We start from the raw sequence: 22,232 nt of genomic DNA, 5'->3' as shown, positions 1-22,232 counted from the left end.
CGACCGGCGCTGCCGCCATCGCCGCCACCGGGGCCGACACCGGCACCGGGCGCGGGGCCGGGGTGGGCGCGGGGCCGAGGTCGTCGAAGTCGGACTCGGCGGCGCTCACCGTGGCCGCCGGAGAGGCCGGGCGGTTGCCAGAGGACTGGCCCGGCTCTTCGTCATCGAAATCGGATTCGCTGTCCTGCGAAGCGTCCTGGCCGTTGCCCTCGTTGGCGGCATCTTCCGGACGACGGCGGCGACGGCCACCGCGACGGCCGCGGCGACGGCGGCCCGTGCCTTCGGCACCCGCGGCTTCGCTGCCGCCTTCGGCGTTGTTCTCGACGCCGGCAGCGACTTGGCCTTCTGCGGCGTCCACGTCGGCAACCGGCGCTTCACCCTCGGCCAGGGCGGCACCGCCGGCAGCAGCCTGCGCGGCCAGCTTGGCGGCGCGGGCTTCGCGACGCTCGGCTTCGCGCTTCAGGTTTTCCTGGCGCTGCTGTTCGCGGCGCTCGGCTTCCTTCTTCTGGTTTTCCTCGCGGCGCTGCTGCCCCTCGAGGCGACGCTGCTCGTCCTGCTTCTTCTGTTCCTCGGTGCGCTCCTGCTTGGGCGGGCGCGCCTGGGCGGCGGCCTGCGGCTGGGGCTTGCCGCTGTCCTTGGCCTTGTCGCCGCGGTCGTTGCGCTCGCCGCGCGAACCGCGCTCGCCGCGATCCCGGCCACGGCCGTTGCGATCGCGACGGCCGTCGTTGCCGCCGCGCGGGCCGCGGTCGCCGCCGCGTTCGCTGCGGTCACTGCGCTCGTCGCGCGACTTCTTGGCCGGTGCTTCATCGTTGCCGGCATCGCCGCCGGTGAACAGCGCGGCCAGGCGGGCGAAGAAGCCCGGCTTGGGCGCGGCCGCCTTGTTGGAGAACACCGGCGCCGGCGCCACTTCGACCTCGGCTTCCTCGCGCACCGGCGCCGGGTTCGGCGGGCGCACGGCGGTGACGGCCGGCAGGTCGGGCACGTTGATGTGCGCCTTGGTCAGCGAATGCACCGCCTGCTTGCGCGGGGTGGTGCGGTGGTAGCTGGGCTTGCCGGACTCTTCGCCCAGCTCGTTTTCGCGCAGGCGGCTGATGTTGAAGTGCGGCGTCTCGAGCTGGTCGTCGGCGACCACGACCACGGGTGCATCGTGCCGGGTTTCGATCTCGACCAGGGCGCGGCGCTTCTCGTTGAGCAGGTAGTTGGCGATTTCCGGCGGGGCCTGTACCAGCACCTGCCCGGTGTTCTCCTTCATCGCGTGCTCTTCGGCCAGGCGCAGGATGCTCAGCGACAGCGACTCGACGCTGCGCATGCGGCCGTGGCCCTCGCAGCGCGGGCAGACGATCTGGCTGGATTCACCCAGCGACGGGCGCAGGCGCTGGCGGCTCATTTCCAGCAGGCCGAAGCGCGAGATGCGGCCGATCTGCACGCGGGCGCGGTCCTGCTTGAGCGCGTTCTGCAGGCGCTCTTCCACCAGGCGCTGGTGCTTGCCCGAGCTCATGTCGATGAAGTCGATGACCACCAGGCCGCCCAGGTCGCGCAGGCGCATCTGGCGGGCCACTTCGTCGGCGGCCTCGAGGTTGGTGTTGAACGCGGTTTCCTCGATGTCGCTGCCCTTGGTGGCGCGCGAGGAGTTGACGTCGATCGCGGTCAGGGCCTCGGTCTGGTCGACGACGATGCTGCCGCCCGAGGGCAGCCGCACCTGGCGCTCGTAGGCGCCTTCGATCTGCGACTCGATCTGGTAGCGGTTGAACAGCGGCGTCGGGTCTTCGTAGAACTTGAGCTTGCGCAGGTTCTGCGGCATCACCGACTGCATGAAGTCGCGCGCCTCGTCGTACATCTCGCGCGTGTCCACCAGGATCTCGCCGATGTCGGCGCGCAGGTAGTCGCGCAGGGCGCGGATGATCAGGCGCGATTCCTGGTAGATCAGGAAGGGCGAGGGCTTGGCCAGGGCGGCGTCGGTGATCGACTTCCAGACCTGGAGCAGGTAGTCGAGGTCCCACTGAAGTTCGTCGGCGGCGCGGCCGACGCCGGCGGTGCGGATGATCACGCCCATGTCGTCGGGGATGGTCAGCGCGTCCATGGCCTCTTTCAGGGCCTGGCGGTCGTCACCCTCGACCCGGCGCGAGACGCCGCCGGCGGTGGGCGAGTTCGGCATCAGCACCATGTAGCGGCCGGCCAGCGAGATGAACGTGGTCAGGGCGGCGCCCTTGTTGCCGCGCTCTTCCTTGTCGACCTGGACGACCACTTCCTGGCCTTCGCGCAGGAATTCCTTCAGGCCGGCCTTGTTGGGGTCGACGCCGGGGACGAAGTAGTCCCGGGAGATTTCCTTGAGGGGGAGGAAGCCGTGGCGCTCGCCGCCGTACTCGACGAAGGCGGCCTCCAGGGAGGGCTCCAGGCGGACGATGCGGCCCTTGTAGATGTTGGACTTCTTTTGTTCCTTCGAGGGCTGCTCGATGTCGATGTCGTAAAGGTTCTGGCCATCGACGATCGCCACGCGCAGCTCTTCGGCCTGCGTGGCATTGATCAACATACGCTTCATTGTCTGGTGTCCTCACGCGCTCTTACCGCGAGGAACGCCGGGGTCCGCGCCCGATGTTTCCGGCTAGGGGCGCACCGCGCACCCGGGCCTGGCAGGAACTTCCAGCGCTTCGAAACCTTGGGCGAACCCGCGGGAGCGCTTGTTGTACTTGTGTTCGGTCATTGGGGCCGGAAACCGCCGAGCGTTCTCCGGTCTGTCGTGCACTTGTAAGGTGTACGGCGATATCCGTCCGCCTTCGGTACCGGCTAACATGGTCACCCCCGTGGGGTGTGGTAGCGGTTCCTCAGGATTCACCTGGGATCGGCTTTCGGCCGGCACCCCAGGGAAATCAGGACGTTATCTCGCGAAGCGATTGTATAGGTGCAACCCCCATGGCGGCAAATGAAGTCTCAACCGGCGTGAAGATGGTCAAGGTCCCCGAGGACCGGGACGGCCAGCGCCTGGACAACTTCCTGCTGCTGCAGCTCAAGGGCGCGCCCCGGAGCCTGGTCTACAAGCTGGTCCGCAGCGGCCAGGTGCGAATCAACGGCAAGCGGGCCAAGGCCGACAGCCGCCTGGCCGGGGGCGACGAGGTCCGCATCCCGCCGGTAAAGCTGAACGAGGCCGGCGAGGCCCGGCCGGTGCCCAAGGGCCTGCTGGACCGCCTGGCCGCCAGCATCGTGTTCGAGGACAAGGCCCTGCTGGCCGTGAGCAAGCCCAGCGGCCTGGCCACCCACGGCGGCAGCGGCATCAGCCACGGCCTGATCGAATCGCTTCGGGCGCTTCGGCCCGGCGAGCCGCTGGAGCTGGTGCACCGCCTGGACCGGGATACCTCGGGCGTGATCATCATCGCCAAGAAGCGTTCGGCCCTGCTCGAGCTGCAGGCGCTGATGCGCGCGGGCGAGGACGACGAAGGGCCGGGCAAGCGCTACCTGGCGCTGCTGGTCGGCCGCGTCCCGAACGGCACGCTGACCGTGGACGCGCCGCTGCAAAAATCGGTGATGCAGGGCGGCGAGCGCCAGGTGCGCGTGGATCCGGCGGGCAAGCCTTCGGTCAGCCACTTCAAGGTGCTCGAGCGCCGCGGGGGCCACAGCTACTGCGAGGTGCGCATCGAGACCGGCCGCACCCACCAGATCCGTGTGCATGCCGCCCACCTTGGTCACCCGGTGGCCGGCGACGACAAGTACGGCGACCCCGAGGCGAACAAGCGGCTGGCCCAGCAGGTAGGCCTCAAGCGCCTGTTCCTGCACGCGGCGTCCATCGAATTCGCCCTGGACAAGGGCAAGACGCCCTACCTGATCAACGCACCGCTGAGCGAAGAACTCACCGCAGTATTGGACCGCCTCGCCTGAAGCAAATGAACCAGGTTCATTTGCTTCAGGCGAGCTGTTCGGCCTTTGCGGCGCAGATGAAATCGTTGGCGCTCAGCCCGCCCACGTCGTGGGTGGAATAGCGCACCACCGCCCGGTCGTAGTGCACCCCCAGATCGGGATGGTGGTCCTCGGCATGGGCCACGTAGGCCAGCGCATTCACGAACGCCATCGTCCGGTAGTAGTCCTTGAACGTGAAGGTCCGTCGGATCGCCGCGCCGTCCTCCACCAGCTCCCAGCCGGGCAGGGCGGTGAGGAAAGCCTTCACGTCGGCGGGTGGCAGGCGGTGCTGCTCGCCCTTGAGCGGGGTGCAGTGACGGGCGGCGAGGTCGGCGATCGAAGTCATGTCAGCGTTCCGTGGGCGGTTGGGCCGAAGTATAGGCCGCGGGGTTTACAATGCGCGCCATGATCAACATCACCGAATCCGCGCAGGCCTATTTCCAGCGCCTGCTCCAGACCCAGGGTGGCGACGCCGTCGGCATACGGCTATCCGCGGTCAACCCGGGCACCCCACGTGCGGATGCGCGGCTTGAGTTCTGCGACCACGGCGACCTGCTCGGCGACGAGTGGTCGATCGAGTGCGCCGGCTTCACCCTGTACGTCGATGCGCCGAGTGCTCCGTTCCTCGATTCGGCCGACATCGATTTCGTCGCCAGCGCCACCGGCGGCCAGCTCACGATCAAGGCGCCGCGCATCAAGGGCGACCAACCGGCCGGCGACGCTTCGCTGGTCGAGCGGGTGCAGTGGCTGATCGACTCCGAGATCAATCCGCAGCTGGCCTCGCACAAGGGCCGCGTCGCGCTTGATTCCATCGATGCCGACGGCGTGGTGTACCTGCGCTTCGGCGGCGGTTGCCACGGCTGCGGAATGGTGGACGTGACGCTGAAGCAGGGCATCGAGACGTCGATGAAGGCGAAGATCCCCGAGGTCACCGCGGTGCGCGATGCCACCGACCACAGCACCGGCAGTGCACCCTACATAGCCCGCGGCTGAATGGTCCGCGCCACGCCCGCGCTGCTTAACCAATTTTTCCCGGGCGCTGCGGTTACTCTCGCCCGGCCCTTCCCGACGACGCGGTGCCCGTGAGCGATCCACGCGAGACCTACGATCCCGCTGAGGCGCTCAACGAGTCCGGCCACCGCTGGCGCCCGGCGCGCGCACCGGAGGACCTGCCGCTCGGCCTGCGCCTGATCCTGATGGGCCTGATCACGATCGGCCACGCGGTCGTGTTCTGGGTTTTCGACACCAGCGGTTTCGTCACTTCCCCGCCGCCCGAGCGCGAGATCACCACGATCCTCATTTTCCCCGAGCCGGAGCCCGAGCCGGAACCGGAACCGGAACCGGAACCGGAACCTGAGCCCGTGCCCGTGCCCGAGCCGACGCCCGTCGAAGCACCCGCGCCCGAGCCCGAGCCGGAACCGCAGCCTGCCCGGGAGCCCGAACCGCTTCCATCGCCAGTACCGGCGCCCGAACCCTTGCCTGAGCCGGAGCCCGAACCGCTGCCCGAGCCCGAACCCGAACCCGAACCCGAACCCGAGCCCGAGCCCGAGCCCGAGCCGCTGCCCGAGCCCATCGTCGAGCCTGCCACCGATCCCGATCCGACCGAGGAAGCGGACCTGCCCGAGGACCCGGCGCCTTCGATCGATTCGACCCTGGTGTTCGTGCCGGTGGAGGACCCCGAGCCGGCCCCGATCCCGATGCGCGAGCTGCCGCTGGCGCCCGTGCCCAGCCCCGAGCCGCTGCCCGAAGCGGAGATCGCTCGCGTGCCGCTGCCGGTCGCCGAGCCGTCGCCGGCGGAGCCGGTCACGGCCCGCGTCGAGATCACCGGCCCTTCGTTCGCCGAAGTCATCGAGCCCGAGCAGGTCGCCATCGACCGCCCGGCCGCGCCGACCGTGGACGTGCTTCGCCCCGAACCCATCCGCGTCCGCAAGCCGGAGCTGGACATCGATTTCGGCGAGCTTCCCGCGCCCGAGTCGGAGGACATGCTGGCGCCGGAAGCCACCGCGCAGCTGTCGGCGCCGGAAACCGCCGCGCCCGCGTCGGCGCCCGACGTCGCCGCCACGGTGCAGTCGCTGCCCGCCGCACCGGCGCGGTCCGATGACTTCCTGGCGCCGCCGGCCAACCGCACGGGCGCGATGCAGGCCGTCGATGCGCCGCTCGCGGCCGGCTCGCTGCGCCTGTACAACCCCGACGGCTCGCTCGACCTGCCCGACGAAGTGCGCGACCAGCTGCGCGGCGCCACCGACGACACCCGCGAGTTCAGCTTCCAGCAGCCGGGCCTGCTCGATTCGGGCAGCTTCATGCGCCGGCAGCCGGCGCTGGTCTACGAGCCCACGCGCTTCGACGAATACTGGATCCCGGAGAAGGACATCCTCACCGAAGTGCTGGAAAAAGCCGTCGAGGCCACCACCGGCACCGTCGAGATCCCGATCCCCGGCAAGCCCGGCTCCAAGCTGGTTTGCACCGTGTCGATCCTGGCCGCGGGCGGTGGCTGCGGCATCCGCCACAACAACGACGGCTACGTGGTCGAGCTCGACGACCCCAACACCCTCAACGAGCAGGAGGCCGCGCAGTGCGCCGCGTGGTGGGACCAGATCACCAATGCCGCCAGCCAGGCCGCGTGGAAGGGAACCCGCGAGCTCTACGACTTCCACTGCCGCAAGCCGTTGGCCAAGCCCACCGAGGTTCCACCGCCGAAGGCCGGCTAGCCATCGGCAAATGAAAAGCCCGGCTTTCGCCGGGCTTTTCATTCGAAGCGGGGGCGCGTGATCAGCGCTCGTCGATCTTGCTCAGGTCGTGCAGGTCGCCGGCCTGGCTGCCGTAGAACGCCGACAGGTCATTGATGTCCTCGTCGCTCAGCGCACCGGCGAAGCCCGCCATGATCGCGTTCTTGCGCTTGCCGGACTTGTACTCCTGCAGCGCGCGCACGAGGTACTCCGGGTGCTGGCCGGCGAGCTTGGGATAGGTGTCGTCCAGGCTCTCGTTGCCGGTGGCGCCGTGGCAGGAGGCGCAGGTCTTGGACTTCTCCTGGCCGGCGGCGATGTTGCCAACCGGGCCGGCGGCAAAGGCCGGGGCGGCGAGGGCGAGGAGGGCGGAAGCAGTGAGCAGGCGCAGGGTCATGGGGTCGGTTCTCACTTGGCCGGCTTGAGGCTGGACAGATAGGCGGCGATGTCGGCGATCTCCTGCTCGGAGAAGCTCTCGGCCTGGGCCTGCATGGTCGGGTGCTCACGGTCGCCGGTCTTGTAGCCGGTCAGGGCCGCGATCAGGTAGGCCTCGTTCTGGCCGCCGACCTTGGGCACGCGATAGGTCGGGTAGGCGTTCTTGTAGTCGGCGATGCCGTGGCAGCCGGTGCAGGTATAGAACAGGGCCTTGCCCTTCTCCGGGTCGCCCTTGGCGAACGCGGGTGCGGTGGCGAGGGCGAGCACGAGGCTGGCGGCGGGCAACAGGATTCGCTTCATCGGTCTTTTTTTCCGGCTCGAAAGGGTCGGGCGGGCGGCACTAAACCGAAATTATAGCCTGCGCATCCGAAGCCAGACAGGGGGACGGGGATCGCCGCGCATGCGTCCGTCACCGGTGGGCATCCAGACTTCCGGCATATGCGGCTCTTCACGCCCGTCCTGTACTGTTCTATTCAACTACAACACCCCGCCAGAAGCCCACAAAATGAAGACTTCCCGTACCTCCCCGCTGGCCCGTACGACCGCCGTCCTGGCGCTTGCCATCACCCTGGCCCTGGCGGGCTGCGGAGGCGGCCAGCCGCCCGAGGGGCAAGCCGCCGGAACCGCCGCCACTGGCCCGGACGGCAAGCCGCTCGACAAAAAGGCGCCGGCCGTCCCGGTGGAAGTGGCGCGCGTCACCAAGCAGGTGATCTCGGCAAGCTACAGCGGCACCGCCAGCCTAGAGGCTCCGGCCGAAGCGCAAGTGGTCGCCAAGTCTTCGGGCGTCGTGCTGCAGGTGCTGGTGGAAGAGGGCGACCAGGTGCAGGCCGGCCAGGTGCTGGCGCGCATCGACCCCGATCGCGCCCGCCTGGAAATGGAGCGCTCGCGCGCCACCGTCCGCAAGCTCGAGAACAATTTCCGGCGCGCGCAGGAGCTGCTGGCGTCCAAGTTGGTCAGCGCCGAATCGGTCGAGCAAATCCGCTTCGACCTCGAGTCGGCCAAGGCCAGCTACGACCTCGCGCAGCTGGAGCTGTCGCACACCAACATCGTCGCGCCGATCAGCGGCGTGGTCGCCCAGCGCATGGTCAAGGTCGGCAACCTGGTCGCCTTGAACGCGCCGGCCTTCCGGGTCGTCGATATCTCCCAGCTCGAGGGCGTGCTCAACGTGCCCGAGCGGGAGCTTGCGACCCTCCGTCCGGGCATGCCGCTGCGCATGGTCGTGGACGCGGTGCCGGGCCAGGTATTCGTGGGCAAGGTTGACCGCATCAGCCCGGTGGTCGATTCGGGCAGCGGCACTTTCCGCGTGGTCTGCGCCTTCGAGGGCGGCGGCACCCTGCGCCCGGGCATGTTCGGCCGCATCGAAGTGGTCTACGACGAGCGCGTGGACGCGCTGACGATGCCGCGCGTCGCGCTGCTCGAGGACGAAGGCGAGCCGGCGGTGTTCGTGGTGCGCGAAAGCAAGGCGGTCCGGGTCCCGGTCGAGCTGGGGTACGTCAACGGCGAGCTGGCCGAGGTCCGCTCGGGCCTGGTAGAGGGCGACGACGTCGTCACCGCCGGCAAGGTCGCGATCCGCGATGGCTCCGAGGTCGAAGTGATCAATGCGGCTTCGCCCGAAGCCTCCACCGAAGCCGCCGTCGCGCAGGTAGCCGTCGAATGAGCCTGGTCGAATTCTCCACCCGCCGGCGGGTGACGGTGGCGATGGTCACCGTCACGTTCGTGATCTTCGGCCTGATCGCGCTGTTCGACCTCAAGGTCAACCTGCTGCCCGACCTGAGCTACCCGACCCTGACGGTCCGCACCGAGTACACCGGTGCCGCGCCGATGGAAATCGAAACCCTGATCAGCGAGCCTGTCGAAGAGGCCGTGGGCGTGGTCAAGAACCTGCGCAAGCTGCGTTCGGTCTCGCGCACCGGCCAGAGCGACGTGGTGCTTGAGTTCGCCTGGGGCACCGACATGGACCAGGCCAGCCTCGAAGTCCGCGACAAACTCGAGGTGCTGCGCCTGCCGCTTGAAGCCAAGCAGCCCGTGCTGCTGCGCTTCAATCCGTCCACCGAGCCGGTGATGCGCCTGGTGCTGGCGGCAACCGATGCCCCGGCCGGCAGCGAGCAGGCCGAGTTGATGCGGCTGCGCCGCTACGCCGAGGAAGAGCTCAAGAAGCGCCTGGAGCCGGTCGGCGGCGTTGCCGCGGTCAAGGTCGCGGGCGGCCTCGAGGACGAGGTCCAGGTGCTGATCGACCAGGACCGCCTGGCCCAGCTCAACCTCGACGTGAACACCGTCATCGAGCGCCTGCGCCTGGAAAACGTCAACATCTCCGGCGGCCGCATCGAGGAAGGTTCGCAGCGTTACCTGGTGCGCACGGTGAACCAGTTCACCGGCCTGGACCAGATGCGCGAACTGCTGGTGGCCAACGTGGCGGGCGTGCCGGTGCGCCTGCGCGACGTCGCCACCGTCAGCCAGGGTTACAAGGAACGCGAGGCCATCATCCGCCTGGGCGGCGGCGAAGCCGTCGAACTGGCGATCTACAAGGAAGGCGACGCCAACACCGTCGCCGTGGCCGGGGCCATCAAGGTCGCGCTTGAGCGCCTGAAGGACCAGTTGCCGCAGGGCGCGACCCTGACCACGATCGAGGACCAGTCGATCTTCATCGAGGCCGCGCTGTCGGAAGTTAAGAAGGAAGCGCTGATGGGCGGCGTGTTCGCCATCCTGCTGATCTTCTTCTTCCTGCGCGACGGCTGGAGCACCTTCGTGATCGGCCTGTCGCTGCCGGTCTCGATCATCGCCACCTTCTTCTTCATGGGCCAGTTCGGCCTGAACCTCAACGTGATGTCGCTGGCCGGGTTGGCGCTGGCCACGGGCATGGTGGTGGACGACTCCATCGTCGTGCTCGAGAGCATCGCCAAGGCGCGCGAGCGCGGGCTGGGCGTGCTCGAGGCGGCGGTGGTCGGCACCAAGGAAGTGAGCATGGCCGTGGTGGCCTCGACGCTGACGACGGTGGCGGTGTTCTTCCCGCTGGTGTTCGTGCAGGGCGTGGCCGGGCAGCTGTTCAAGGACCAGGCGCTGACGGTGTCGATCGCGCTGGTGATCTCGCTGGCGGTGTCGCTGACCCTGATCCCCATGCTGTCGGCGCTCAAGGCCAAGTCGCCGATGGCGTTCGCGGCCACGCCGGGCGGCGACAGCCCGGCGGGTCCGGTTTGGCGCCAGGTGCTGGCCCAGGCCATCGATTTCGCGAAGCTGCCGTTCCGGCGCGTGCGTGCCGCCTTCGGCCGCGGCGCCGTGCGCGGGATTGGCGCGGTGCTGGCCGCCGTGCTGCTTGCGCCGGTCTGGGCGTTTTGCCTGGTCTTGCTGCTGGTCGCCCTCCCGTTTGCCTTCCTGATGCCGATGCTGGTGTTCGCCTTCACCTGGCTGGTGGCCACGCTGGCGCGCGTACTGGGCATTGGCGGACGAGGGCTGGGGCAGGTTGGTGGCTGGGTGCTCAAGCCTTACGACTGGGCAGAGGCTGGCTACCACAAGCTGCTGCCGAGTGCGCTTTCCAACCCGCTGCCGGTGCTGGGCGCCGCGGGCGCGGCCTTCGTGCTGGCGCTGTTCATCGCCTCCACGCTGGGTACCGACCTGATCCCGCAGTTCGCGCAGGATCGCTTCGAGATGACCGCCAAGTTGCCCCCGGGCACGCAGCTGCGCGACACCGATGCGCTGGTGAAGCAGATCCAGCAGGTGCACGGCGAAGATGAGGGCGTGCAGGCGCTGTACGGCGTCAGCGGCAGCGGCACCCGGCTCGACGCCAACCCCACCGAGTCGGGAGAAAACATCGCCAAGCTCACGGTGGTGATGGGCGGCGATTTCGGCCGCGCCTCCGAGGAGCGCCAGACCGAGCGCATGCGCGCCACCATGGCCCAGTTCCCGGACGTGCAGGTCAAGTTCGGCCGGCCGCAGCTGTTCAGCTTCTCGACGCCGCTCGAGATCGAGCTGCGCGGGCAGGACCTCGAGGCGGTTGAGCGGGCGGGCCGTAAGCTGGCGACGATGCTCGAGGGCAACGACAGCTTCGCCGACGTGAAGTCGACGGTGGAGCAGGGCTTCCCCGAGATCCAGATCCGCTTCGACCAGGAGCGGGCCGCGGCGCTGGGCCTGACCACCCGCCAGATCGCCGACCAGGTGGTGCGCAAGGTGCGCGGCGAAGTGGCCACCCGCTACAGCTTCCGCGATCGCAAGATCGACGTGCTGGTGCGGGCGCAGGAGACCGACCGCGAGTCGCTCGACAGCATCCGGAAGATCATCGTCAACCCGCAGAGTGAACGCCCGGTCACGCTGGACGCGGTCGCCGACGTCGTGTCCACCATTGGTCCGAGCGAGATCAACCGCGTGGACCAGATCCGGGTGGCCATTGTCTCGGCCAACCTGCGCGACATCGACCTGGGCACGGCCGTGCAGCAGGTGCGCGACATGGTGGCGGCAGACCCGCTGGGTGCCGAGGTGCGCATGCATATCGGCGGCCAGGGCGAGGAGCTCGACGCCTCGATCAGCTCGCTGATCTTCGCCCTGTCGCTGGCCATCTTCCTGGTTTACCTGGTGATGGCCTCGCAGTTCGAGTCGCTGCTGCATCCGTTCGTGATCATGTTCACCATCCCGCTGGCGATGGTCGGCGCGGTGCTGGCGCTTTGGCTCAGCGGATCGCCGGTGTCGGTGGTGGTGTTCATCGGCCTGATCCTGCTGTGCGGCATCGTGGTCAAGAACGCCATCATCCTGATCGACAAGGTCAACCAGCTGCGCGAGGAAGGCGTGGCCAAGGACGAGGCGATCATGCGCGGTGCGTATTCCCGCCTGCGCCCGATCATCATGACCACCGCGACCACGCTGTTCGGCTTCGCGCCGCTGGCCTTCTTCGGCGGCGAAGGCGCCGAGGTCCGGGCGCCGATGGCGATCACGGTGATCGGTGGCCTGGCGGTGTCCACGTTGCTGACCCTGGTGGTGATTCCGGTGATGTACAAGCTGATGGACCGCAAGTCCGACGCGCACTACGTCGAGCGTGGCCAGCGAGCCAGCGCGCTCGAGCGGCTGCGTGCGGCGGCGGCCCTGGGAGACGCGGCATGAGCCTGGCTGAACTGAGCCTTCGCCGCCCGGTGACGGCGGTGATGTTCTACGTGTCGCTGGTGGTGATCGGACTGATCGCCGCCTTCCGGCTGCCGCTGGAGCAGTTCCCCGACGTCAACGTGCCCTTCATCTTCGTGGACCTGCCTTACCCGGGGTCCACGCCGGAAGAGGTCGAGCGCACGATCACGCGGCCGGCGGAGGAGGCGCTGGCGACCCTGACCGGCGTCGCCCGCATGCGCTCCAGCAGCCGGCCCGACGGCGCCAGCGTGCAGATGCAGTTCTCCGATTGGGACCGGGACATCGAGATCACCGCCAGCGAAGCGCGAGACCGCCTCGACGCCATTCGCGGCGAGTTGCCGGACGACCTGCAGCGCTACTTCGTATTCAAGTTCTCGCCCAGCGACCAGCCGGTCATCCGGGTCCGGTTCGCCGGCGACCGCGATTTCACGGGTGAGTTCACCCTCATCCAGCAGCAGTTCCAGCGCCGGCTGGAGCGCGTGCCCGGCGTGGCCCGCGTGGACATCTCCGGTGCCTCGCCGCCCGAGGTCGAGATCGCCATCTCGGCCGATCGCCTCAGCGCCCACGGGCTGGGGCTGAACGAGCTGGCCGCGCGACTTCGCGCGGTCAACTTCTCGGTGTCGGCCGGACAGATCAACGAAGGCCGGCAGCGCTTGCGGGTGCAGCCGATCGGCGAGACCGCCAGCCTGGACGAGATGCGCGACCTCGTGCTCAATGACAAGGGCCTGCGCCTGTCCGACGTCGCCGTGATCCGGGAGAAACCGCAGGAGGTCGACTACGGCCGGCGGCTGGACGGCCGGCCGGCGGTGGGCCTGGACATCTTCCGCGAGCGCAACGCCAACCTGGTCGATGTCTCGCGCCTGGTGATGGCGGAGCTGGCCCAGATCAACCAGCAGCCCGAGTTCCGCGACGTCCAGCTGAACATCATCGACGACCAGGCGGTCGGCGTGACCAGCTCAATCAACGGCCTTATCGAGGCCGGCCTGATCGGCTCGCTGCTGTCGCTGCTGATCCTGTTCTACTTCCTTCGCCACTGGCCGTCCACGCTGATGGTGACCCTGGCGATCCCGATCTGCATCGTGATGACCCTGGGCGCGATGTATTTCTTCGGCATGACCCTCAACATCCTGTCGATGATGGGGCTGCTGATTGGTGTCGGCATGCTGGTGGACAATGCCGTGGTGGTGGTGGAAAGCATCTACCAGTACCGCGAGAAGTACCCCAACGATCCCATGCGCTGCGCCATCGAGGGCACCCGCAGCGTGCAGGTGGCGATCACGGCGGGCACGCTCACCAGCATCATCGTGTTCCTGCCGAACCTGTTCGGGGAGCGCAATTTCATCTCCATCTACCTGGGCCAGGTGGCGATAACGATCACCATCTCGCTGCTGGCGTCGTGGATCGTCGCGGTTAGCCTGATACCGATGATCTCCGCGCGCCTGAAGACCCCGCCGGCGGTCACCGCCGAGCACGGCGTCGTCCCGCGCCTGACCCGCGGATACGCCTCTCTGCTGCGCTGGCTGCTGGCCAACCGCGCGAAGGCCATCCTGTCGATGGTGCTGCTGGTGCTGGTTAGCATGGTGCCGGTGACCATGACCAAGATGGACTTCTTCAAGAACGACGTGGGGCGCCGAATCGAGCTCTACTTCGACTGGAAAGGTGCCTACAGCCTCGAGCAGATATCGGATGAGGTGCTGCGGGTCGAGCAATTCCTGGACGCCAACCGCGAGAAGTACCAGATAAAGCAGCTGTATTCCTGGTTCAGCGAGCGCGGCTGGGCGGGCATGCAGGTCACGCTGGTGGACCCGAACCCGAGCTTCCTGGACAAGCTGCTGCTGCGCAAGCAGGAGCCGGGGCTGATGTCGGCCGAGGAAGTGCAGGAGATGATCCGCAAGGACCTGCCGCGGACCGCGCGCGCCGAGATCGGGTTCAACGGTGGCGATGGTGGCGGCGGCGGTGGCGATGACCAGGGCATCCGGGTATTCCTGCAGGGCGATTCGTCGGCGACCCTCAACGAGCTGGCCGAGAACCTGGTGCCGATGCTCGCCTTGCGCAAGGAGTTCCGCGACGTCCGCGTGGATTCCGGCGACGAGAACAGTGAGGTGCAGGTCAGCGTCAACCGCGAGCGCGCCGCAAGCCTCGGTTTCAGTGCGCAGGAGGTGGCCAGCTACATCGGCATCGCCCTGCGCGGCACGCCGCTGCGCGAGTTCCGATCCGGCGACGCCGAGCTTCCGGTTTGGGTGCGCTTCGCCGGTTCCGAGGACTTCCGGGTCCAGGACATGTCGGCGCTGACCCTGCGCCGCGCCGACGGCACCAGCGTGCCGTTGCTCTCGGTGGTGGACGTCAACGTCCGCAAGGGCGCCTCGCAGATCACCCGCGAGAGCCGCCAGACCTCGCTGGCGTTGGAAGCCAACCTGGCCAAGGACGTCACCGTGCCGGATGCGCGCAAGGCGATGGAAGAGGTGCTGGCCTCGGCCACCTTCCCGCCGGGCTACCGCTACAGCTTCGGCGGTTCCTTCCAGCAGGACGACGAGGCTGGCAAGCAGATGCTTTTCAACCTGCTGCTGGCGCTGGTGATGGTCTACCTGGTGATGGCCGCGGTGTTCGAGTCGATGCTGTTCCCCGCCGCCATCGTCAGCTCGATCCTGTTCTCGGCGCTCGGCGTGTTCTGGCTGTTCGCGTTCACTGGCACCACGTTCACCATCATGGCTTTCATAGGATGCTTGGTGCTGATGGGCGTGGTGGTCAACAACGGCATCGTGCTGTTCGAACATATCAACGCGCAGCGCCGCAGCGGGCTCGGCCGCACCGAAGCGCTGGTGCACGGCTGCAAGGAGCGCCTGCGCCCGATCCTGATGACCACCTGCACCACGGTGCTGGCAATGCTGCCGCTGTGCATCGGCGGCACCCAGCTCGGCGGCGACGGCCCGGCCTACTACCCGATGGCGCGCGCGATCGCCGGTGGCCTGGTGTTCTCGACCATCGTCAGCCTGCTGTTCCTGCCGACCATCTACGCGGTGATGGACGACATGCGCGAGTGGACAGCGGAGACCCTGCGCCGTGGCCGCGCCAAGGCGCCGCTGGCCGGCCTGCGCCTGGGTCGCGCCACGAAGTAAGACGATGTGCCCGGGCCGCGAGGCCCGGGCCTCAGCCCAGTTTGCCGATGATGTTGGCGCCCGCGACCCAGACGCCGATCGCGGTGCCGAAGCTGGTCAGGAAGAAGTTCACCAGCACCCGCGCCACGCGGTTGCGCCACCAGCCCGAGAGCTTGCCGGTGTCGTCGCGCAGGCGCAGGAAGTCGGCGTAGGTCGGCTTGCGCACCCAGGCCTCGACCGCGGCGCTGACGGTGCCCGAGGCAAGGGCCGGGTGCAGCGGCGTCAGGGGCGAGGAGATGAACGCGGCCAGCACGCTCAGCGGGTGGCCGCCGGCCGCCAGGCAACCGATGGCGCCGCCGATGCCGGTGATCAACGCCCACTGCAGCACCAGCTCGCCGCCGAGCTCGGCGCCGCCCTGCCAGAAGCCCCAGGCGAAGCCGCCGAACAGGAACACCACGAGCAAGATGGTGAACCACGGGATCTTGCTGCCGGCGGGCACCGCGTCGAGTTCGGCCAGCACTGGCGCCGGTGCCTCGCGGTCGTCGCGCAGGTGCCGCTCGAGGCCCTTGAGATGGCCGGCGCCGACCACCGCCAGCACCTCGCGGGCGCCGTCGGCACCCACCTGGCGCAGCCGGTTGGCCATGTAAACGTCGCGCTCGGCGATCACCGCGCGATAAAGCGGCGGGCTGCCGGCGGCGAACTCGCCAAAGCTCGATTCCAGGTAATCGCCCTGCTTGAGCTTCTCGATTTCGCCGGCCTCGACCTCGTCGTCGGCCAGCAGGCTGGCGCCCAGGCCCGCCATCAGCTTGGCGCGGCCCCAGAAGCCCAGGCCCGCGAACGCGCGCTTGAGCGTGGTGCCGACATCGCGGTCGATCAGCGAAAGACGCAGACCCCGCGCTTCCGCACCGACCGCAGCGGCCTTGAGCTCCGCGCCGGGCTCGACGCCCAGTTGCTCGGCCAGGCGGCGCTGGTAGGCGGCCAGGGCCAGGTTGCCGGCGACGAGACCGGTCTTGCCTTCGCGCAGGATCTGGAACAGGTCCAGCTTCGCAAGCATGTCCGGGTCGGTCATCGCCCGGTGGCGCTGGGCGTCGAGTTCGACCGCGATGGTGTCGTAGCGGCCCGTGGCCAGCGCAGCCTCGACGGCGTCCACGCTCGCGCGCGAGACGTGGGCCGTTCCCAGCAGCGTGTAGCGCACGCCCTCGCGCTCGACGATGGCGTGCGGCTGGTCATGCAGGCCGTCGTAGCCGGCCTCGGTGGAGATGTTCAATCGCGGTACCGCCTGAGCAGGTCCTGGTAGGCATCGATGCGGCGGTCGCGCAGGAAGGGCCAGATGCGGCGCACCTGCTCGCTGCGGCCCAGGTCGACCTCGGCCAGCAATACCTCGGCATCGTCGGTGCCGGCCTCGGCGATGAACTCGCCCTGCGGACCCAGCACGTGGCTGGAGCCCCAGAACCGGATGCCCGAGGCGCCGAGCGGCGAGGGTTCGTGGCCAATGCGGTTGCAGCTCAGCACGGGCAGGCCGTTGGCGACCGCGTGGCCGCGGTGGCTCAGCAGCCAGGCGCCGCGCTGGCGATCCTTCTCGTCCTGCGCATCGTCCGGATCCCAGCCGATGGCCGTGGGGTAGAGCAGCAGGTCGGCGCCGGCCAGCGCCATCAGGCGCGCGGCTTCCGGATACCACTGGTCCCAGCACACCAGCACGCCCAGGCGGCCGACCGAGGTATTGATCGGCTCGAAGCCCAGGTCGCCCGGGGTGAAGTAGAACTTCTCGTAGAAGCCCGGGTCGTCGGGGATGTGCATCTTGCGGTACTTGCCGGCGATGCTGCCGTCGGTTTCGAACACCACCGCGGTGTTGTGGTACAGCCCGGCGGCACGGCGCTCGAACAGCGAGGACACCAGCACCACGCCGTGCTTCCTCGCCAGCGCGCCCAGCCGTTCGGTGCTCGGCCCCGGGATCGGCTCGGCCCGGTCGAATTCGTGGGTGGACTCGTGCTGGCAGAAGTAGGCGCCGTTGTGCAGTTCCTGCAGCAGCACCAGCTTCGCCCCGCGCGACGCCGCTTCGGCGACGCGCGTCTCGATGTTGGCGAGGTTGGCTTCGACGCTGCCGTGGTCGCGGTCCTGGACCAGGGCGACGGTGAGGGTTTTCTTGCTCATGCCAGCAGGCCTTCGGGAAGTTGCATGGTGACGCAATGGAGGCTGCCGTTCTGCCAGATCAGCGGGCGGCAGTCGATGCGGACGATTTCGCGGCCGGGGAAGGCGCGTGCCAGCACCGCCGCGGCCTCGGCATCGGCGGCATCGCCATAGGCCGGCATCAGCACCGCGCCATTGATGATCAGGAAGTTGGCGTAGGACGCCGCCAGGCGCCGGCCTTCGTCCAGGATCGGGCGCGCCCACGGCAGCGGGAACAGGCGGTAGGGCCTGCCGTCCGGCCGGCGCAGCGCGGCGATCTCGGCGGCCATGGCCTGCAGCGGGGCGTAGTGGCTGTCGGCCTCGTCGTCGCAGGCCTGGAACACGATGGCCTCCGGCCCGGCGAAGCGGGCGAGGGTGTCGATGTGGGCGTCGGTGTCGTCGCCCTCGAGGTAGCCGTGGAACAGCCAGAGCGTGCGCGACTGCGCCAGCGACTTCTCCAGGGTGGCGGTGATCTCGGCCCGCGACTTGTCCGGGTGGCGCTCGTGCAGGCAGGTCCAGGTGCTGAGCAGGGTGCCGTCGCCGTCGGTCTCGATGCCGCCGCCCTCGAGCGCGAAGTCGATGCGCTGGTGCCGCGCCGGCGCCAGCAGGCCCGAGGCGTGCAGTTTGCCGACCAGCTGGTCGTCGAGGCCGGCCTCGAACTTGCCGCCCCAGGCGGTGAAGTGGAAATCGAGCAGCCGGAAGCCTTCACCCTCGCGCAGGGTGATCGGCCCCGAATCGCGCAGCCAGGTGTCGTCGTAGGGCACTTCGAAGAAACGCACCCGGGCCAGGTCGACGCCGGCGGCCTCGAGCAGCGCGACGGCGCGGGCCTTCAGCGCCGCATCGGCGACGCAGACCAGGGCCGGCTGGAACCGGGTGATTGCGCCGACCAGGGCGACATAGGTCCGCTCGACGCCCTCCAGGCGCGGCGCCCAGTCGGTGCCTTCATGCGGCCAAGCGAGCAGGACGGCGGATTGGGGCTCCCATTCCGCCGGGAAGCGCAGGTTGTTGGGCATCGGGGCTTACTTGACGGGCTTGGGGCCGGCCTCGGTCGGGCTCGCTTTGGTGGCCACGGCGTCGACCACGTGGCTGTTCTCGAAGTACACCGAGTAACCGACGTAGTCCCAGCGGGTGATCGGCGGATTGTGGGCGCGGTCGCCCGGGCCGGCGACGGGGGCGTGCTTCTGCTGCGGCGCGCCGAACTTGGCTTCGACCTGGGCCATGGTCTGGCCGCGGGCCGGCATCGACTGGCTGGCTTCGGCCTGCACCCGCTCGATCAGCAGCGTGTCGGCGTGGGCAGGCGCCTGCAGCAGCAGGCCGGCGGTCAGGGCGAGGGAAAGGGTCAGGGCCTTCATGGTCCACCTCCACGGTCGTCGGGATGACGGGTAGGCCGGGGATCATCGCAAAACCCGCGCGGCTGCGCCATGTTCCGGGCTCGCGCTGGCTGGCGCCGCCCGGAAACGAAAACGCCGGCTTTCGCCGGCGCTTCGATCAACCCAGGCGGCCTGCGCTCAGCGCTGGCGGGCCTTGAAACGCGGGTTGGACTTGCAGATCACGAAGACCTTGCCGCGACGGCGCACGACCTTGCAGTCGCGATGGCGGGTCTTCGCCGACTTCAGGGACGAGAGCACTTTCATGGCAGTTCCTTGGAATGGGGTTGGGGCGATAAAGAAGCGGGAGTATAGCCCAGCCCAAAACCGCTTGCAATACAACTCGTTGCCTGCCCGCTGGCCTCTCCGAAAGGGGGCGGTCAGCGGAGGTAGGCCTGGGTGAGGGTGTTCAGGTGCACCCGCTCGGCGTCCCGCAGGAGGGGAGAGAGCAGCATCATCACCTGCACGATGCCGCTGCGGATGGCCTCGTCCTCGTCCTTGTCGCCGCGGACGCTGGCGTAGTTCATCCAGAAGGTGGCGATGACCAGGATGTTGGTGGCCGTGGCCTCGACCTCGGCGGCCGAGGCCCGCATCACCCCGGCCTGGACCAGCCCCTTCATGCCCGAGGAGGCCCCGTCGGCCGCCCGCTTGAGGATGCGGGCGAAGCGCAGGCGCAGGCGCCGGTTGCGGCTGAGGATGTCCACCAGGTCCCGGTACAGGAACCGGTACTCCCAGATGCACTCGAACACCAGGTGCAGCTGCAGCCAGATGTCCTCCAGGTCCCGCAGCCGGCTGTCGGGCGACACCAGGGCCGTGTCCATGCGCTCTTCGTAGCGCTGGAACAGCTGCTCGATGATGTCGTCCTTGTTCCGGAAGTGGTAGTAAAGGTTGCCCGGGCTGATCTCCAGCTCGTCGGCGATGTGGTTGGTCGTGACGTTCGGTTCGCCCTGCTGGTTAAACATGCGCAGGGCGGTGTCGAGGATCCGCTGGCGGGTCTGGCGGGCCATGGGGCGGCCTCAGCCGCGCAGTTTCTTCACGAGGTCGACGTATTTCTTCATCGCGTCCTCGGGCTTGGTGCCGGCCAGCTTTTCCCAGGCCTCGTACTTGGCCGTGCCCACGAAGTCGAAGAAGCCGGGCTTGGGCCCGCTCACGTCGCCCTCGGAGCCCTGCTTGTAGAGGCCGTACAGCCGAAGCATGGTGTCGTTGTCGGGCCGCTCGGCCAGGTTCATCACGTCCTGCGCGGCCTTCTGGAACTGTTCTTTCAGGTCTGCCATGTCTTGCCCCCGGGTTGAACCCCGGGTGATATCACGGCCCCCGGGGACGGTCAACGCGACGTTTGCCGGCGCGCGGGCGGTCTGGCAAGTTAGGCGCAGGGAGGCCGCCCATGCGGGCGGTCCAGGGCACAGGGCAGGGAGAGGTCATGAGCTATTTCGTCACCGGCGCCACCGGGTTCATCGGGCGCTATCTGGTCAGCAACCTGCTCAAGCGCAGGGGCAGCGTGCACGTGCTGGTGCGCAAGGGCTCGGAGAAGAAGCTCGAGGCCATCGCCGCGAAGATGGGCTGGGACCGCAAGCGCATCGTCCCGGTGCCCGGCGACCTGTCCAAGCCGAAGCTGGGCCTGAGCGCGGCGCAGGTGAAGGCGCTGTCGGGCAAGGTGCAGCACTTCTTCCACCTCGCGGCCATCTACGACCTGTCCGCCGATGCCGCTTCGCAGCAGGTCGCCAACATCGACGGCACTCGCCACGCCATCGAGCTCGCGGCCGCCATCAAGGCCGGCTGCTTCCACCACACCAGCTCGATCGCCGCGGCCGGCCTGTACCCGGGCGTGTTCCGCGAGGACATGTTCGAGGAAGCCGAAGGCCTCAAGGATCCCTACCTGCGCACCAAGCACGAGTCCGAGGGCATCGTGCGCAAGGAATGCAAGGTGCCGTTCCGCATCTACCGGCCGTCGATGGTCATCGGCCACTCCAAGACCGGCGAGATCGACAAGATCGACGGCCCGTACTACCTGTTCACCCTGATCAAGAAGATGCGCCAGACGCTGCCGCAGTGGGTGCCCACGCTGGGCATCGAGGGTGGCCGCATCAACGTGGTGCCGGTGGATTTCGTCGCCGACGCCATGGACCACATCGCCCACAAGAAGGGGCTCGACGGCCAGTGCTTCCACCTGGTCGACCCGGAGCCGATGCGCTTCGGCGAGCTGATGAACACCTTCTGCCGCGCCGCCCATGCGCCCGAGATGACCATGCGCCTGGACGCGCGCATGCTGGCCGTGGTGCCGGGCGCGGTGCGCAGCGCGGTCACCAACCTGCCGCCGATCAAGCGCTTCACCAGCATGCTGCTGCGCGACCTGAAGCTGCCGCCGGCGACGCTGGCCTTCATCACCTACCCGACGCGCTTCGACACCCGCGTGGCCGAGCGCGCGCTCAAGGGCAGCAAGATCACCGTGCCCGACCTCGAGGGCTACGCCTGGCGCATCTGGGATTACTGGGAGCGCCACCTGGACCCGGACCTGTTCGTCGACCGCACCCTGCGCGGCCACGTGGCCAACAAGGTCGTCGTGATCACCGGCGGCTCGTCCGGCATCGGCCGCGCGTCGGCGATCAAGGTGGCCGAGGCCGGCGCCAAGGTCATCATCGTCGCCCGCGGCGAGGAGGAGCTGTTCAAGACCCGCGACGAGATCATCGCCGCCGGCGGCAAGTGCTGGGCCTACACCTGCGACCTCACCGACCTGGCCAGCTGCGACGCGCTGGTCAAGACCGTGCTCGACGAGCACAAGGCCGTGGACATCCTGGTCAACAACGCCGGGCGCTCGATCCGCCGATCGGTCGAACTCAGCTACGACCGCTTCCACGACTACGAGCGCACCATGCAGCTGAACTACTTCGGCTGCCTGCGCCTGATCATGGGCTTCCTGCCGGTGATGACCCAGCGCCGCAAGGGCCACATCATCAACATCAGCTCGATCGGCGTGCTGGCCAGCTCGGCCCGATTCTCGGCCTACGTGGCCTCGAAGGCGGCGCTGGATGCCTTCAGCCGCTGCGCCCAGGCCGAGTTCAGCGGCAAGAACATCGCCTTCACCACGGTCAACATGCCGCTGGTCAAGACGCCGATGATCGCGCCGACCAAGATGTACGACTCGGTGCCGACCCTGACCCCCGAGGAGGCCGCCGACCTGATCGTCAAGGCCATCATCGAGCGGCCCAGCCGCGTCGCCACCCGCATGGGCATCTTCGCCGCCACGCTCAACGCCGTGGCGCCGAAGGCCTACGAGGTGATCATGAATACCGCGTTCGAGATGTTCCCGGACTCGGCCGCCGCCAAGGGCGACCGCAAGGCGCTCAAGGACGAGAAGCCCACCAACGAACAGGTGGCGTTCGCGGCGCTGATGCGCGGCGTGCACTGGTGAAGGACGCGCCCCCTCGCCCTCGGGCGGGGGAGGCGGGTGGCGCCGG

18 protein-coding genes are annotated in these 22,232 nt (G+C 68.5%); 7 read left to right on the top strand and 11 right to left on the bottom strand.

Features of this window, described 5'->3' with window-relative positions; all coding sequences use genetic code 11:
• On the bottom strand, nt 1-2,530 hold a 2,530-nt coding region (locus Q0C12_RS07510), incomplete at its 3' end, for an Rne/Rng family ribonuclease (RefSeq protein ID WP_290888402.1).
• Nucleotides 2,531-2,910: 380 nt separating this feature from the next.
• On the opposite strand from Q0C12_RS07510, the gene Q0C12_RS07505 reads away from it, so the two are divergent.
• The gene (locus Q0C12_RS07505; protein ID WP_290888393.1) at nt 2,911-3,870 is read left to right on the top strand and encodes an RluA family pseudouridine synthase; all 960 of its coding nucleotides are present in this window, start codon (nt 2,911-2,913) and stop codon (nt 3,868-3,870) included.
• Between the two features lie 25 nt (nt 3,871-3,895).
• On the opposite strand, the gene Q0C12_RS07500 is transcribed toward Q0C12_RS07505, so the two are convergent.
• Nucleotides 3,896-4,234, bottom strand: coding sequence for a 4a-hydroxytetrahydrobiopterin dehydratase (locus Q0C12_RS07500; RefSeq protein ID WP_290888390.1), 339 nt, complete (start codon nt 4,232-4,234; stop codon nt 3,896-3,898).
• Between the two features lie 59 nt (nt 4,235-4,293).
• Here Q0C12_RS07500 and Q0C12_RS07495 point away from each other — a divergent pair, with 59 nt between their 5' ends.
• A complete protein-coding gene (locus Q0C12_RS07495) occupies nt 4,294-4,881 on the top strand; it encodes an NfuA family Fe-S biogenesis protein (protein ID WP_290888387.1) in 588 nt (195 codons plus the stop codon).
• 89 nt (nt 4,882-4,970) lie between these two features.
• The gene (locus Q0C12_RS07490) at nt 4,971-6,596 is read left to right on the top strand and encodes a hypothetical protein (RefSeq protein WP_290888383.1); all 1,626 of its coding nucleotides are present in this window, start codon (nt 4,971-4,973) and stop codon (nt 6,594-6,596) included.
• Nucleotides 6,597-6,657: 61 nt separating this feature from the next.
• Here the strand turns inward: Q0C12_RS07490 and Q0C12_RS07485 are convergent, their stop codons facing one another.
• Entirely contained in the window at nt 6,658-7,008 is a 351-nt protein-coding gene (locus Q0C12_RS07485; RefSeq protein ID WP_290888380.1) for a cytochrome c, read from the bottom strand.
• Between the two features lie 11 nt (nt 7,009-7,019).
• Nucleotides 7,020-7,346, bottom strand: a complete 327-nt coding sequence (locus Q0C12_RS07480) for a cytochrome c (protein WP_290888377.1) — start codon at nt 7,344-7,346, stop codon at nt 7,020-7,022.
• A gap of 205 nt (nt 7,347-7,551) precedes the next feature.
• Here Q0C12_RS07480 and Q0C12_RS07475 point away from each other — a divergent pair, with 205 nt between their 5' ends.
• Genes Q0C12_RS07475 through Q0C12_RS07465 form a run of 3 tightly spaced genes read left to right on the top strand, consistent with a single transcriptional unit; the run spans nt 7,552 to nt 15,265 of the window.
• Nucleotides 7,552-8,703: an efflux RND transporter periplasmic adaptor subunit gene (locus Q0C12_RS07475; protein ID WP_290888374.1), complete on the top strand. Its 1,152-nt coding sequence runs from the start codon at nt 7,552-7,554 to the stop codon at nt 8,701-8,703.
• The gene (locus Q0C12_RS07470; protein WP_290888371.1) at nt 8,700-12,131 is read left to right on the top strand and encodes an efflux RND transporter permease subunit; all 3,432 of its coding nucleotides are present in this window, start codon (nt 8,700-8,702) and stop codon (nt 12,129-12,131) included. The genes Q0C12_RS07475 and Q0C12_RS07470 overlap by 4 nt, the downstream gene beginning before the upstream one ends.
• The gene (locus Q0C12_RS07465; protein ID WP_290888368.1) at nt 12,128-15,265 is read left to right on the top strand and encodes an efflux RND transporter permease subunit; all 3,138 of its coding nucleotides are present in this window, start codon (nt 12,128-12,130) and stop codon (nt 15,263-15,265) included. The genes Q0C12_RS07470 and Q0C12_RS07465 overlap by 4 nt, the downstream gene beginning before the upstream one ends.
• Nucleotides 15,266-15,296: 31 nt before the next feature.
• Here the strand turns inward: Q0C12_RS07465 and Q0C12_RS07460 are convergent, their stop codons facing one another.
• The 7 genes from Q0C12_RS07460 to Q0C12_RS07430 form a co-directional block, all read right to left on the bottom strand.
• Nucleotides 15,297-16,511 (bottom strand): TraB/GumN family protein, encoded by a 1,215-nt coding sequence (locus Q0C12_RS07460; protein ID WP_290888365.1) that lies wholly within the window; start codon nt 16,509-16,511, stop codon nt 15,297-15,299.
• The gene (locus Q0C12_RS07455) at nt 16,508-17,395 is read right to left on the bottom strand and encodes a carbon-nitrogen hydrolase (RefSeq protein WP_290888363.1); all 888 of its coding nucleotides are present in this window, start codon (nt 17,393-17,395) and stop codon (nt 16,508-16,510) included. The genes Q0C12_RS07460 and Q0C12_RS07455 overlap by 4 nt, the downstream gene beginning before the upstream one ends.
• Nucleotides 17,392-18,423 (bottom strand): agmatine deiminase family protein, encoded by a 1,032-nt coding sequence (locus Q0C12_RS07450; protein WP_290888360.1) that lies wholly within the window; start codon nt 18,421-18,423, stop codon nt 17,392-17,394. Before Q0C12_RS07450 ends, Q0C12_RS07455 begins: the two co-directional genes overlap by 4 nt.
• Nucleotides 18,424-18,429: 6 nt before the next feature.
• Complete coding sequence (locus tag Q0C12_RS07445; protein ID WP_290888357.1) at nt 18,430-18,762, bottom strand: hypothetical protein; 333 nt, start codon at nt 18,760-18,762, stop codon at nt 18,430-18,432.
• A 156-nt stretch (nt 18,763-18,918) separates the two neighbouring features.
• Nucleotides 18,919-19,044, bottom strand: coding sequence for a type B 50S ribosomal protein L36 (gene ykgO / locus Q0C12_RS07440; protein WP_005913193.1), 126 nt, complete (start codon nt 19,042-19,044; stop codon nt 18,919-18,921).
• Between the two features lie 113 nt (nt 19,045-19,157).
• A complete protein-coding gene (locus Q0C12_RS07435) occupies nt 19,158-19,784 on the bottom strand; it encodes a TetR/AcrR family transcriptional regulator (RefSeq protein ID WP_034211078.1) in 627 nt (208 codons plus the stop codon).
• A gap of 9 nt (nt 19,785-19,793) precedes the next feature.
• Nucleotides 19,794-20,051 (bottom strand): acyl-CoA-binding protein, encoded by a 258-nt coding sequence (locus tag Q0C12_RS07430; RefSeq protein ID WP_034211080.1) that lies wholly within the window; start codon nt 20,049-20,051, stop codon nt 19,794-19,796.
• 146 nt (nt 20,052-20,197) lie between these two features.
• Here Q0C12_RS07430 and Q0C12_RS07425 point away from each other — a divergent pair, with 146 nt between their 5' ends.
• Nucleotides 20,198-22,186: an SDR family oxidoreductase gene (locus Q0C12_RS07425; RefSeq protein ID WP_290888351.1), complete on the top strand. Its 1,989-nt coding sequence runs from the start codon at nt 20,198-20,200 to the stop codon at nt 22,184-22,186.
• Nucleotides 22,187-22,232 lie beyond the last annotated feature (46 nt).

This window comes from Arenimonas sp. (assembly GCF_022842045.1).
Lineage (GTDB): Bacteria > Pseudomonadota > Gammaproteobacteria > Xanthomonadales > Xanthomonadaceae > Arenimonas.
This window is presented reverse-complemented; position numbering and strand designations above follow the sequence as displayed.